This window comes from Streptomyces atratus (genome assembly GCF_900119365.1).
Taxonomy (GTDB): Bacteria; Actinomycetota; Actinomycetes; order Streptomycetales; family Streptomycetaceae; genus Streptomyces; species Streptomyces atratus_B.
Map to the genome: position 1 here is coordinate 195,609 of NZ_FPJO01000003.1, position 13,013 is coordinate 208,621.

Annotated in this window: 10 protein-coding genes and 1 pseudogene; 7 read left to right on the forward strand and 4 right to left on the reverse strand. The window is 72.6% G+C overall.

The annotated features are described in order from the left end of the window. Nucleotide 1 precedes the first annotated feature (1 nt). Together BT364_RS07770 and BT364_RS07775 are read right to left on the reverse strand one after the other, a co-directional pair. Nucleotides 2–2,233 carry an ATP-dependent DNA helicase gene (locus BT364_RS07770; protein ID WP_072484372.1) on the reverse strand — a complete coding sequence of 744 codons (2,232 nt, stop codon included), beginning with the start codon at nt 2,231–2,233 and terminating at the stop codon, nt 2–4. Continuing rightward, nucleotides 2,230–3,213: an aldo/keto reductase gene (locus tag BT364_RS07775; RefSeq protein WP_072484373.1), complete on the reverse strand. Its 984-nt coding sequence runs from the start codon at nt 3,211–3,213 to the stop codon at nt 2,230–2,232. The genes BT364_RS07770 and BT364_RS07775 overlap by 4 nt, the downstream gene beginning before the upstream one ends. A gap of 140 nt (nt 3,214–3,353) precedes the next feature. Between BT364_RS07775 and BT364_RS07780 the strand changes: the two genes are divergently transcribed. Further along, complete coding sequence (locus tag BT364_RS07780; protein ID WP_072484374.1) at nt 3,354–4,403, forward strand: LLM class F420-dependent oxidoreductase; 1,050 nt, start codon at nt 3,354–3,356, stop codon at nt 4,401–4,403. 210 nt (nt 4,404–4,613) lie between these two features. After that, on the forward strand, nt 4,614–5,402 hold the full coding sequence (locus tag BT364_RS07785) for a hypothetical protein (protein ID WP_072484375.1): 789 nt from the start codon (nt 4,614–4,616) through the stop codon (nt 5,400–5,402). Nucleotides 5,403–5,427: 25 nt separating this feature from the next. Here BT364_RS07785 and corA read toward each other — a convergent pair whose 3' ends face one another. Next, entirely contained in the window at nt 5,428–6,423 is a 996-nt protein-coding gene (gene corA / locus BT364_RS07790; RefSeq protein ID WP_072484376.1) for a magnesium/cobalt transporter CorA, read from the reverse strand. Between the two features lie 59 nt (nt 6,424–6,482). On the opposite strand from corA, the gene BT364_RS07795 reads away from it, so the two are divergent. From BT364_RS07795 to BT364_RS39035, 5 genes and pseudogenes are all read left to right on the forward strand, one after another. Next, nucleotides 6,483–7,199, forward strand: a complete 717-nt coding sequence (locus BT364_RS07795) for a histidine phosphatase family protein (protein ID WP_072484377.1) — start codon at nt 6,483–6,485, stop codon at nt 7,197–7,199. A 104-nt stretch (nt 7,200–7,303) separates the two neighbouring features. Continuing rightward, nucleotides 7,304–7,894 (forward strand): DUF3090 domain-containing protein, encoded by a 591-nt coding sequence (locus BT364_RS07800; RefSeq protein WP_072484378.1) that lies wholly within the window; start codon nt 7,304–7,306, stop codon nt 7,892–7,894. Continuing rightward, nucleotides 7,858–8,712 carry an SCO1664 family protein gene (locus tag BT364_RS07805; RefSeq protein WP_072484379.1) on the forward strand — a complete coding sequence of 285 codons (855 nt, stop codon included), beginning with the start codon at nt 7,858–7,860 and terminating at the stop codon, nt 8,710–8,712. Before BT364_RS07800 ends, BT364_RS07805 begins: the two co-directional genes overlap by 37 nt. A 155-nt stretch (nt 8,713–8,867) precedes the next feature. After that, on the forward strand, nt 8,868–10,097 hold the full coding sequence (mshC, locus tag BT364_RS07810; RefSeq protein WP_072484380.1) for a cysteine--1-D-myo-inosityl 2-amino-2-deoxy-alpha-D-glucopyranoside ligase: 1,230 nt from the start codon (nt 8,868–8,870) through the stop codon (nt 10,095–10,097). A 320-nt stretch (nt 10,098–10,417) separates the two neighbouring features. Further along, nucleotides 10,418–11,844 (forward strand): annotated as a pseudogene (locus tag BT364_RS39035) (NPCBM/NEW2 domain-containing protein); the annotation flags it as partial. Between the two features lie 81 nt (nt 11,845–11,925). Here the strand turns inward: BT364_RS39035 and BT364_RS07825 are convergent. Then, nucleotides 11,926–12,996, reverse strand: coding sequence for a PAC2 family protein (locus BT364_RS07825; RefSeq protein ID WP_072484383.1), 1,071 nt, complete (start codon nt 12,994–12,996; stop codon nt 11,926–11,928). Nucleotides 12,997–13,013: the final 17 nt, after the last annotated feature.

Genomic DNA, 13,013 nt, shown 5'->3' on the forward strand with positions numbered 1-13,013 from the left:
GTCAGCGGGCCGCGGTCTCCAGCAGGGTGCGCAGCCGCGTCGTGCGGTCCTGGGCCGGGGACTGGGCGACCGCGTGCTGGAGCGCCTGATCCACCCCGTGCACCACGGACAGATGCCGCTCCCCGCGGCTGAAGGCGGTGTACACCCAGGAGCGGCTCAGCCCCTGCGCCGCGTCGCCCGGCAGCACGACGACCACCGCGGGCCACCGCATCCCGGCCGCCTGGTGGGCGCTGAGGGCCCAGCCGTGGCGCACGCAGGACGCCACCCGCTCCTGGGCCACGACGACCTCCGTGCCCGCGCAGTCCAGACGCAGGCCCTCGGCGTCCGCCGAGACGACCACCGCCGGCACGGCCCTGCCGGGCGCCGGGACGTGGACGACGCGGTCGCCCGGGTCGAAACCGGCGAACCGGCCCGGTCCGGGGTTGAGCCGCTGCTTCAGCGCCGCGTTCAGTGCCCGGGTGCCCGCCGAGCCGCCGTGGCCGACGGTGACCACCTGGGTGTCGGACGACGGTACGCCGATGGCGCGCGGCACCGAATCGGCGACCAGCTGCACGGTGCGGTGCACCGCCTCGCCCGCATCGCGGACGGGGACGATCACCACCTCCTTGCCGGGCGCGTCGACCTGGTTCAGCTCGCCGATGCCGATGCCGGAGACCAGCTCACCGATCGGCCCCGGATCCGGTGTGCGGGAGACGATCTGGGGGCACGCACGGGCCGCGAGCACATCCGCGAACACCCGACCCGCACCGGCCGAGCCCAGCACGCCGGGATCGCCGCTGAGCACCAGACGGGTGCCGTCGGCCAGCGACTCGACCAGGATCGCAGCGGTCTCGACGTCCAGCTGCGGGGCGTCCAGCACGACGAGCAGGTCGACGGCGATCGCCCCCTCCTCGTCCCGCCCCGGGCCCTGTTCGCCCGAGAGCAGACCGGCCAGGGTGACGGCCGTCTCCGGATCGCCGGTCGCCTCGGCCAGCCGACGCCTGCCGTCGGCGCTGTGCACGGCGCCCAGGGCACGCAGCCCGAGGCCGCGGGCCGCGGTGATCAGGGCGGCGGGCTCGGCCCTGGCGGCCTCGCCCCCGGTGTGCGCCACGAGGCCGTGGGCCGCGACCGCGCGGATCAGCTCGGCCGCCGACGGGGAGCCCGCGGCGGAGGCGGCCTGTGTCCAGTCCGCGTCCTTCTCACAGGCGTTGACCAGGCGGGCCAGGCCGTCGGCGAGGCTCTCCTCGGCGAGTGCGTACCGGTCGAGGCCGAGCAGCACCTGCACCGGCTCGCGCCCGGCGTCCGGGCCGGTGTCATCGCCGGGTTCCGCGGACAGGCCGGATTCCTGGCCGTCCTGGTCCCCCTGGTCCTCCTGGCCGTCCTGGAAGACCAGGACCACTCCCTCGGCGACGGCGTGCTGCACGGCCGCGTCGGGGTCGGTCACCGATCGCTCGGCGAGCGCGGCGCGTACCTCCGAGGCGTCCAGCGCCGTGTGGCCCCGCAGCGCGGCCCGCTCCAGCAGCCAGCCCACCAGGGCGGCGGTCCGCCGCTCGTCGTCGGGGCCGCACTCGGCACCGAGGAGGGCGCGCGCGAATCCGTCCGCCTGCTCGGGCCTGACGCCCGGCACGGTCAGCAGTTGCCAGGGGTCGGCGCGCAGGACATCGGCCGCCTGCGCCCCGAGGGTCTCGGCCGCAGGTCCCGCCAGCGCCGCCGGAGCCCCGCCCTCGGCCAGCACGGCGGCGGTCGCGGCGACGGCCTCCGGCGGGGCGCCTTGCGGCGTCCGTGCCGGTTCGGGGGCGCGGGGGCGGGCCGGAGCGGGCGTGGGCGCGGTCCGGCGTGGGGCGGCGGGCGAGGGCGAGTCGAAGAACGAGGTGGCGGGCTGCTCGCCGCTCTCCACCGCGCGCACGGCCGCCAGCAGATCGGCCGCCCTGCCGCTCAGCTTCCCCCCGGCGGCGATGGGGCCTTCCTTCTCGGCCTTGCGCTTCTCGATCCGCTCCCGGAGCTCCCGCTGGGCGGCGAGCTCGGCCTCGGCCTCGCTGAGCGCCGCGGGCGCGGTCTCCGCCGGGTCCCCGGAACCATCCCCGGAACCATCCCCGGAACCTTCCCCGCCCCCGGGTTCCTCCCCGTTTCCGGAATCGTCCCCGTTCCCGTCCCCGGCGGACGGGGCGGGCACGGCGGCGGAGGGGGTCGCGACGACGCCGTCGTCGTCGGCGGCCGGGGAACCGGGGGTTTCCCCCCGGGGAAGCGCAGTCACAGCGTGCTCCAGTCCTGGTCGGGATAGCGGTGCACGGGCACCGACACATCGTCGAGCGCCTGGCAGATCTCGTCAGGAAGACTAAGCGCCTCCACTGACAACGCCTCCGTGAGCTGCCGCGCGTTGCGCGCGCCGACGATCGGGGCCACCACCCCGGGCCGGTCCCGCACCCAGGCGAGAGCCACCTGGAGCGGCGTCGTGGCCAGGCCGTCCGCCGCGGTCGCCACCGCGTCCACGACGCGGCCCGCCGGTTCGTCGAGATACGGCTCGACGAACGGGGCCAGCAGCTCCGAGGCGCCGCGCGAGTCCGCCGGAGTGCCCGACCGGTACTTCCCGGTGAGGACCCCGCGGCCCAAAGGGGAGGACGGCAGCAGTCCGAGACCGAGATCGAGGGCGGCGGGCAGCACCTCGCGCTCCACGCCCCGCTGCAGAAGCGAGTACTCCATCTGTGTGCTCGCCAGCCGGGTGCGCACCCCGGGCGAGGCGAGCTGCCAGGTCGCCGCCTTGGCCAGCTGCCAGCCGCAGAAGTTCGACACCCCCGCGTACCGGGCGCGCCCGCTGGTCACCGCCAGGTCGAGCGACTGAAGGGTCTCCTCCAGCGGAGTCACCGGGTCGAAGGCATGGATCTGCCACAGATCCACGTGGTCCGTGCCGAGCCGTTCCAGCGAGGCGTCCAGCGCGGCCAGCAGATGCCCGCGCGAGCCGTCGAACCGGCGGTACGGGTCGGCCACGCTGCCGGCCTTCGTCGCGATGACCAGATCGTGCCGCGGCACCAGGCCGCCGACGAGCTGCCCGAGCAGATATTCGGCCTCCCCGCCGCCGTACGCATCGGCCGTGTCGACCAGTGTGCCGCCCGCCTCCCAGAAGGCTTTCAGCTGTTCGGCGGCGTCGTGCTCATCGGTGTCCCGGCCCCAGGTGAGGGTGCCGAGCCCGATCCGGGACACTCGAAGGCCGGTGCGGCCGAGATGCCTCTGCTCCATGGGGGCTGAGATTACTGGCCAGAACCCCACTCGGCGGAAGCCTGTGGACAACCCGGCGTCAAGTCGCCCCTGCCGGATCACGTCGCCGCGCGCTAGAGTCCGGAACCCAGGAACGTTACTGATCGGTAAGGGGAGCGGCTATGCGGCTCGGCATCAATCTCGGTTACTGGGGCGCGGGAATGGACGGCGACAACCTCGCCGTCGCCCAGGAGGCCGACCGGCTCGGCTACGACGTCTGCTGGGTGGCCGAGGCGTACGGCTCCGACGCGCCGACCGTGCTCTCGTGGGTCGCCGCCCGGACCGAGTCCATCGACGTCGGCTCCGCGATCATGCAGATCCCGGCCCGCCAGCCCGCCATGACGGCGATGACCGCAGCCACCCTCGACTCGCTCTCCGGCGGCCGGTTCCGGCTCGGCCTCGGCGTGTCGGGACCGCAGGTCTCCGAGGGCTGGTACGGCGTCAAGTTCGACAAGCCGCTGTCCCGCACGCGGGAGTACGTCGAGATCGTCCGCAGGGCGATGTCCCGCGAGCGGCTCTCGTACGAGGGACAGCACTGGACGCTGCCGCTGCCGGACGGTCCGGGCAAGCCCATCAAGCTGACCGTCCACCCGCAGCGCGAGCACATCCCGCTCTACATCGCCGCGATCGGCCCGAAGAACCTGGAGCAGACCGGCGAGATCGCGGACGGCGCGCTGCTGATCTTCCCCTCTGCCGAGCACCTTGAGGACACCGCGATGAAGTACCTGCGGGCGGGCCGCGAGAAGGCCGGCCTGACCATGGAGGGCTTCGATGTCTGCCCGACCCTGCCGCTCGCCGTCGGCGACGACGTCAACGGTCTCGCGGACATCTTCCGTCCGTACACCGCCCTGTACGTGGGCGGCATGGGCAGCCGCAAGCAGAACTTCTACAACCAGCTCGCGCAGCGCATGGGCTACGAGAAGGAAGCGGCCGAGATCCAGGACAAGTACCTGTCCGGCGACAAGAACGGCGCCGCCGCCGCGGTGCCGCACCAGCTGATCGACCAGACCGCGCTGCTCGGCCCGGTCGAGCGGATCGCCGAGCGGATGCAGGCCTACGCCGCCGCGGGTGTCACGACGCTGACCCTGGCCCCGGCCGGGTTCACCCTCGAGGAGCGGCTCACGGCCCTGCGGGCCGGCACCGAGGCGCTGGAGCGCTCCGGGCTCGCATAACGGGGCTCCGCCGCTCCCGGGAGCGGCACTGCGGCCGTGGTGGGGGCTCGGGGCCTCCCCGCCACGGCCGTTACGCATATCAACGCGCGCACGGCCCGGCGGTTACGGCGGCACGCGCCCCATCCGGCGTAGCCGGGGCCCGTTCCTGTTGCCCGGGTGGGTGTGCCGCACTTGACTGTCGCTCGGCGGATGCGCACGGAGGTGGCAGTGATGCTCTCGGCAAGGATCCTGTTCCAGGAGATTCTCGACGACGACGAGTCGTTCCGGCTGTTCTGTTCCATCGCGGCCGGCGGAGAGTCCCAGGGCGGCTGGGAGAACGGCCGCATCGCCGCCCTGGTGCCCGAGAGCCAGCGCGCCCTGGCGCCCAAGATCGCACGGCACGGCGCCGACGAGGACAAGCACGGCAGGATCTTCAGCGCGCTGCTGAGGAAGCGCGGGCTGCGGCCCGTGGAGGTCCCGCACGAGACCGACTACACGATGCTGCTGGAGAAGCACGGCATCGGCCTCGCGCATGAGCAGCTGCGGGGCGAGGAGCGGCTCTCCGAGCGCGACATCATCACCTACCTCGCCCACAGCCGGGTCACCGAGCAGCGCGCCTCCGAGCAGATGGCCCTGCTGCGCAAGCACTTCGCCGACCACCCCGACCTCGGCCGCGCCGTGAAAATGATCTCGGACGACGAGGACAACCACCTGGCGTACTGCCACGAGGAGCTGCTCCGCTTCGCCCGGGCCGGACACGGCCGCACCATCCAGCGCATCCTGCGCGAGTGCGCGCTCGCCGAGATCCGGGTGTACCGCGACGTCAGCCTCGCCGTGATGGACCACATGGGCCGCATCCTGGGCTGGTCCCGGGCCAGGGCGGCGGTGCTGGCCGCCGGGATCCACGGCGTCTACGCGTACGAACGGTTCGTGGGGTGGCGGCGGATGGTGAGCCTGGAGCAGCCCGAGCGGCGCGACGCGCTGGGCGGTCCCGCCGCGCCGGAGTTCGGCCCCGCCTGAACCGGGCGGCGCGTCGGCCCGTCCGTCAGAGCCAGCCGCGGCGCTTGAACTGCCGGTACAGCCCGAAGACCACGGCGGCCATCAGCGCGATCACCGCCGGATAGGCCCACACCCAGCGGAGCTCCGGCATGTGCTCGAAGTTCATGCCGTAGATCCCCGCCACCATCGTCGGCACGGCGGCCATCGCCGCCCAGGCCGAGATCTTGCGCATGTCGTCGTTCTGCCGCACGCCCACCTGGGCCAGATGGGCCGAGAGGATGTCGGAGAGCAGCCGGTCCAGGCCCTCCACGTACTCGTTGGCGCGCGTCAGATGGTCGCCGACGTCGCGGAAGAACGGCTGCGAGTGCTCGTGGACGAACGGCACGTCCGCGCTCGCCAGCCGGGCCATGGGGGCGCTCAGCGGCCCGGCGGCCCGGCGGAACTCCAGGATCTGCCGCTTGAAGGTGTAGATGCGGGACGCGGTGCTCTTGGTGTCGCCGACGCCGGTCGGCGCGAACACCTCGGTCTCCAGCTCCTCCAGATCGACCTGGAGCTCGCCCGCGACCACTATGTAGTGGTCGACGACGGCGTCGCTGATCGCGTACAGCACCGCGGTCGGCCCGTGCTTGAGCACCTCGGGCTCGGCCTCCAGCCGGCGGCGCACCGCCGCGAGCGGCGCGCCCTCCCCGTGCCGAACGGTCACGACGAACGAATCGCCGATGAAGGCCATCAGCTCGTCGGCGGTGACCGTGTCGCTCGCCTGCTCGTACACCACCGGTTTGATGACGGCGAACAGCGAGTCGTCGTACACCTCCAGTTTGGGACGCTGGTGTGCGCTCAGCGCGTCCTCCACCGCCAGCGGATGCAGTCCGAACTCGCTGCTGACGAGCTCGAACTCCTTCTCCGTCGGCTCGTGCAGCCCGATCCAGAGGAACGCGTCCCCGGTGGCCCGTGCCTCGTCGAGGGCGTCGGAGAGGTCGGCGGGGCCGTCGGTGCGGCGCCCGTCCCGGTAGATGGCACAGTCCACGATCACGGCGCGCATTCTTCCCTGCCGCGGTCCTGGGCGCACCTCATCGGCGGCGGCGGCCTACGCTGGCCCCTATGCCCACCCTGATCCTCGTACGCCATGGACGCTCCACCGCCAACACGGCCGGGGTGCTCGCGGGCCGCACCCCGGGTGTCGCGCTCGACGAGCGCGGTGCCGAACAGGCCGCGGCACTGCCCGGACGGCTCGCCGGGCTGCCGCTGGCCGCGGCCGTCAGCAGCCCCCTGCAGCGCTGCCGGGAGACCCTGCGGCCGCTGCTCGCCGCCCGGCCGGAGCTGGAACTGCACACCGAGGAGCGGATCAGCGAGTGCGACTACGGCGACTGGTCGGGGCGCAAGCTCGCGGAACTCGCCGACGAACCGCTGATGGGCGTCGTGCAGCAGCATCCGTCGGCCGCGGCGTTCCCCGGCGGCGAGTCGATGCGCGGCATGCAGGCGCGCGCGGTCGACGCGGTGCGGGACTGGAACGCCCGCATCGAGGCCGGGCACGGCGACGACGCCGTCTACGTGATGTGCTCGCACGGCGACATCATCAAGGCGCTGGTCGCCGACGCGCTCGGCATGCACCTCGACCTCTTCCAGCGGATCCACGCCGACCCCTGCTCGGTCACCGCGATCCGCTACACCAGACTGCGGCCCTTCCTGCTCCGGCTCGGCGACACCGGGGACCTCGGATCGCTGGCGCCGCGCGAGCAGTCCGGCCCGGCGGACCACGGCGGGCGCCCGGAGGCGGACGCCGACGCGGCTGTCGGCGGCGGCGCTGGGGCGCCGTGATCGCTTCGCGCAGTAGGGTGGACGCTCCGTAGGCGCCTTGCCCCGGGGAACCTCCCGCGGCCCCGGCCGCCCTCATCCACCGTCGATCTCAAGGGAGACAGGACGTGTCCCGTCAGGTGTTCCTCTACGACCCCCCGGACCGCTTCGTGGCCGGTACGGTCGGGTTGCCTGGACGCCGTACGTTCTTCCTGCAGGCATCCTCAGGCGGACGTGTCACCAGCGTGGCTCTGGAGAAGACCCAGGTCGCCGCACTCGCCGAGCGGATCGACGAACTGCTCGACGAAGTGGTGCGGCGGACCGGCGGAAACTCCCCGGTGCCCGCCGTGGCGCCGATGGACGTCACCGACACCGCGCCCCTGGACGTCCCCGTCGAGGAGGAGTTCCGGGTCGGCACGATGGCGCTGGCCTGGGACGGCGAGGAACAGCGCATGATCGTCGAGGCGCAGGCGCTGGTCGAGCTGGACGTGGACTCCGACGAGGATCTCGCCGAGGCCGAGGAGCGGCTGCTCCAGGACGAGGAGAACGGTCCGCCGATGCTCCGGGTCCGCCTCAGCGGCGCACAGGCCCGGGCCTTCGCCAAACGGGCCCTGGACGTGGTGAACGCCGGGCGTCCGCCGTGCCCGCTGTGCAGCCTCCCGCTCGACCCGGAAGGACACGTATGCCCGCGCCAGAACGGATACCGTCGCGGAGCCTGACCGGCACCGAGCTGGTCGCCCTGCTCACCGAGGGGGAGCTCACCGTCCTCGGACAGATACGCGAGGCCTCCAACGCCGTGCTGTACTGCACGGTCGCGCGCGACGGCGAGGAGGCGGCCTGCGTCTACAAGCCCGTGGCCGGCGAACAGCCCCTGTGGGACTTCCCGGACGGCACGCTCGCCGAGCGCGAGGTCGCCGCGTACGAGATCTCCGAGGCGACCGGCTGGGGCCTCGTGCCGCCCACCGTGCTGCGGGACGGTCCGTACGGCGAGGGCATGTGCCAGCTGTGGATCGACGCGGAACCCCAAGACGACGAGGACGACGGGGCGGCCGAGCCCCCGTTGCTCGCGCTGGTCGAGGACGAGGAGCCCGGGGAGGGCTGGAAGGCCGTTGCCCACGCCGAGGTCGGCGGGGGGAGGACGGCCCTGCTGGTCCACGCGGACGACGCGCGGCTGCGGCGGCTGGCCGTCCTCGACGCCGTGATCAACAACGGCGATCGCAAGGGCGGCCATCTGCTGCCCGCACCCGGCGGCCGGCTCTACGGCATCGACCACGGTGTGACCTTCAACGCCGACGACAAGCTGCGCACGCTGCTCTGGGGGTGGGCGGGGGAGCCACTGACGGCCGAGGCCGTCGAGGTCGTCGAGCGGCTGGGGACGGAGCTCGCGCCCGGGGCCCCGCTCGTCACCCGGCTGGGCGAGCTGATCACCGAGGTCGAGATCGAGGCGTTGCGGGGCCGCGTGGCGGGGCTGAGGGCGACGGGGCGGCACCCGGAGCCGAGCGGGGAATGGCCGTCGATCCCCTGGCCGCCGGTCTGAGCGGAGCAGGGGTTACGTGGTGTCCGAGGAGGGCGGAGCGCGGTTCCGGGGCCGCCCCCGGAAGCAGATGGGGCCGCACGGCGCAAGACCGCCTCTTCGGACAGGATCCGGTATCCGGTTCGTATCCGGAACATGCATCCGGTTACGCTCGTGGCATGCATGCCTGGCCCGCTTCTGAGGTCCCCGCCCTGCCTGGCAAGGGCCGCGACCTTCGGATCCACGACACCGCGACCGGCGGACGGATCACCCTTGACCCCGGTCCCGTCGCCCGCATCTACGTCTGCGGCATCACGCCGTACGACGCGACCCACATGGGTCATGCGGCGACCTACAACGCGTTCGACCTCGTTCAGCGCGTGTGGCTCGACACCAAGCGGCAGGTTCACTACGTCCAGAACGTGACCGATGTGGACGACCCGCTGCTGGAGCGGGCCGTGCGCGACGGGCAGGACTGGACCGAGCTCGCCGAGCGCGAGACGGCCCTGTTCCGCGAGGACATGACTGCCCTGCGCATGCTTCCGCCGAAGCACTACATCGGTGCCGTGGAGGCGATACCCGGCATCGTTCCGCTGGTGGAACGGCTCCGCGACGCCGGCGCCGCCTACGAGCTCGACGGCGACGTGTACTTCTCCGTCGAGACCGACCCGCACTTCGGCGGGGTCTCCCACCTCGACGCCGAGGCGATGCGGCTGCTCTCCGCCGAGCGCGGCGGCGACCCGGAGCGCCCCGGCAAGAAGAACCCCCTCGACCCGATGCTCTGGATGGCCGCCCGTGAGGGCGAGCCGAGCTGGGACGGCGCCTCGCTCGGCCCCGGCCGGCCCGGCTGGCACATCGAGTGCGTCGCCATCGCCCTGGACCACCTCGGCATGGGCTTCGACGTCCAGGGCGGCGGGTCCGACCTCGCCTTCCCGCACCACGAGATGGGTGCCTCGCACGCCCAGGTGCTGACCGGCGAGTACCCCTTCGCCCAGGCCTATGTGCACGCCGGAATGGTCGCCCTGGACGGCGAGAAGATGTCGAAGTCCCGGGGCAACCTGGTCTTCGTCTCGAAGCTGCGCCGCGACGGCGTGGACCCGGCGGCGATCCGGCTGGCGCTGCTGTCCCACCACTACCGGTCCGACTGGGAGTGGACGGACCAGGTGCTCGCCGACGCGGTGGAGCGGCTCGCCCGGTGGCGGTCCGCGGTCTCCCGCCCCGACGGTCTGCCCGCCGAAGCCCTGGTCGACGAGGTCCGCGAGGCCCTCGCCGACGATCTGGACGCGCCGGCCGCGCTGGCCGCCGTGGACCGCTGGGCCGAGCGCCAGAACGCCGAGGGCGGTACGGACGAGGGCGCGCCCGGCCTCGTCTCGCGCACCGTCGACGCGCTGCTGGGCGTCGCGCTGTAGCGCCGCCCAGGGTGGTAACCCGCTGATATCCACCGGACGTTCCGGACGGACCGGCCTTGGACTTCTCGACGAAGTTCAGGGCCGGTTCCGTTTTATCCATGGTCAAGTGCTCGATGCTACGCTAAAAGCGCTCTATGCAATCATCAACGCGCATCAGAACGGCGGCAGTTGCAGCCTTGCTGGGGTTGCTCGCCGTCCTCGCGGGCCCCGGCGCGGCCCAGGCCGGCGCGCCGAACCGGACACCACGGCCGGCGATCTCACCGGATTCTCCGCCGACGGAGCCGTGTACCACCTGAAGGCCGGTGCCGCCGAGGCGTGGGTCAGCCAACTGTGGTGAGCGCCACACCTTGGACGCCCTGAAGGTCGCCGACGGCTACGTCGAGAACGACATGCCGAACGGCTGGATGCTCGTCAACGACGGCTACGGCTGCGGTCACGAGGACCTCGCCGAGACCGCCGAGGGCCTCCAGGACCGCGGCATGCAGCTCGGCCTGTGGACCCAGGACGGCATCGACAAGATCGCCGACCAGGTCAAGGCCGGCCAGCGGGTCGCCAAGCTGGACGTCGCCTGGGTCGGCGCCGGCTACAAGTTCGCCCTGGACGGCTGCAAGGACGCGTACCGGGGCATCGAGGACAACAGCGACGCCCGCGGCTTCACCTACGCCCCCGAGAGCTGGGCGGGCGCGCAGCGCTGCGGAGTGCAGTGGTCCGGCGACCAGTACGGCACCTGGGACTACATCCGCTGGCAGATCCCGACCTACGCGGGCGCCACGATGTCCGGCCTCGCCTACACCACCGGCGACGTCGACGGCATCTTCGGCGGCAGCGCCAAGACGTACACCCGTGACCTCCAGTGGAAGATGTTCCTGGGGACCACGATGACGATGGACGGCTGGGCGGCCAGCGACAAGCAGCCCTTCCGGTACGGGGAGCCGTACACCACCATCAACCGCGACTACCTCAAGCTCAAGGAGTCGCTGCTGCCCTACCAGTACTCCTACGCGCACGAGGCGACGAAGACCGGCGTCGGCATGGTCCGCCCGCCGTCGACGTCACCGCGGGCAGCGCCGATGTGACGGACGCCCAGGTCGGCCTGGAGGTCCCCGAGGGCTGGCAGGTCGCCCGGACCGCGACGGTGGACCGGATCCCGGCGGGCACCACCCGGCGGGTCGAGGTGTCCCTCACCCCCGCCAAGGACGCCACGGCGGGAGAGGCACGGATCACCGCACTCGTCCGCTACCGCTCGGCAGGCGAATCCAGGACCGCCACGCAGCGGTTCGCGACCGGGGTGATGCCACCGCCGCCCACCGGCGAGGCCTGGGCGAGCGATCTGGTGTGGCTGAAGTCCACCAACGGCTACGGACCGGCCGAACGGGACCGCAGCAACGGCGAGTCCGGCGCGAGCGACGGGCACCCGCTGACCCTCGCCGGGAAGACGTACGAGAAGGGGATCGGTACCCACGCCGACCCCGGCATCGAGGTCTATCTCGGCGGGCGCTGCACCGCGTTCACCGCCGACGCGGGGATCGACGACGAGATCAACGGCTACGGCGAAGTGGCTTTCTCCGTCGAGGCGGACGGCAAGGTGCTGTGGACCTCGCCGAAGGTGACCGGAGCCTCGGCGACCGTGCCGGTCGACGTGAAACTCGACGGTGCGCGCCATGTGCACCTGAAGGTCACGGACACCAACGGCTCCAAGACCGGTGACCACGGGGACTGGGCGGCGGCCCGGTTCAGCTGTTCCTGAATGTCCCCGGCAGTGAGGGGGCGCCGGGCGGTGGCGTACCCGCCCGGCGCTCCACCGGTCCCGTCGGCCCTCCCGGGAGCGTCAGTCCTCCGGGGAGTCCTCCGACGAACCCTGCGGCCCGTCGCCGTCGCCGTAGTCGTCGCTCTCCCGGCCGCCCGTCGGCTTCCGGCCGGGCCCGCCCGCGGGCGGTGTGCCGGGTCCGGTCTCGGGGCGCAGCGGCTTCGGTGGACGGGTGCGGCCGCTGGAGGTGTCGCGGAGATACGAGGTGTCGCCGCTCTCCGTCGCGTGCCCGCCAGGGGCCTGGCCCGGACCGATGTCCCTGCGGCGCAGATAGCGCTCGAACTCCCGGGCGATGGCCTCGCCGCTCGCCTCGGGAAGCTCGGCGGTGTCCCGGGCCTCCTCCAGCGTCTGCACGTACTCGGCCACCTCGCTGTCCTCGGCGGCCAGTTGGTCGACGCCGAGCTGCCAGGCGCGCGCGTCCTCAGGCAGTTCGCCCAGCGGGATGCGCAGACCGATGAGGTCCTCCAGGCGGTTCAGCAGCGCGAGCGTGGCCTTCGGGTTGGGCGGCTGCGACACATAGTGCGGCACCGCCGCCCACAGGCTCACCGCGGGCACGCCCGCGTGCGTGCAGGCCTCCTGGAGGATGCCGACGATGCCCGTCGGTCCCTCGTACCTGGTCTCCTCCAGGTCCATGGTCCGCGCCAGGTCCGGGTCGGAGGTGACTCCGCTGACCGGCACCGGGCGGGTGTGCGGGGTGTCGCCGAGCAGGGCGCCCAGGATCACCACCATCTCCACCCCCAGCTCATGGGCGAAGCCCAGGATCTCGTTGCAGAACGAGCGCCAGCGCATGGATGGTTCGATACCGCGGACCAGGACGAGATCGCGGGGCTTGTCCCCGCCGACACGGACCACGGATAGCCGGGTGGTCGGCCAGGTGATCTTGCGCACCCCGCCGTCCAGCCAGAGCGTCGGCCGGTTGACCTGGAAGTCGTAGTAGTCCTCGGCGTCCAGCGCCGCGAACACCTCCCCCTTCCACTCCCGGTCCAGGTGCGCCACCGCCGTGGAGGCGGCGTCCCCTGCGTCGTTCCACCCCTCGAACGCGGCCACCATGACCGGGTCGATCAGCTCGGGAACCCCCTCGAGCTCGATCACCCAGGCCTCCTTCCGAA

What these genes read in the sequence shown, in the direction of transcription:
- BT364_RS07805 (WP_072484379.1), top strand. Translation starts at nt 7,858, where the DNA reads ATGCCCGCGCCAGAACGGATACCGTCGCGGAGCCTGACCGGCACCGAG.
- BT364_RS07780 (WP_072484374.1), top strand. Translation starts at nt 3,354, where the DNA reads ATGCGGCTCGGCATCAATCTCGGTTACTGGGGCGCGGGAATGGACGGC.
- BT364_RS07795 (WP_072484377.1), top strand. Translation starts at nt 6,483, where the DNA reads ATGCCCACCCTGATCCTCGTACGCCATGGACGCTCCACCGCCAACACG.
- corA (WP_072484376.1), bottom strand. Translation starts at nt 6,423, where the DNA reads ATGCGCGCCGTGATCGTGGACTGTGCCATCTACCGGGACGGGCGCCGC.
- BT364_RS07775 (WP_072484373.1), bottom strand. Translation starts at nt 3,213, where the DNA reads ATGGAGCAGAGGCATCTCGGCCGCACCGGCCTTCGAGTGTCCCGGATC.
- mshC (WP_072484380.1), top strand. Translation starts at nt 8,868, where the DNA reads ATGCATGCCTGGCCCGCTTCTGAGGTCCCCGCCCTGCCTGGCAAGGGC.
- BT364_RS07785 (WP_072484375.1), top strand. Translation starts at nt 4,614, where the DNA reads ATGCTCTCGGCAAGGATCCTGTTCCAGGAGATTCTCGACGACGACGAG.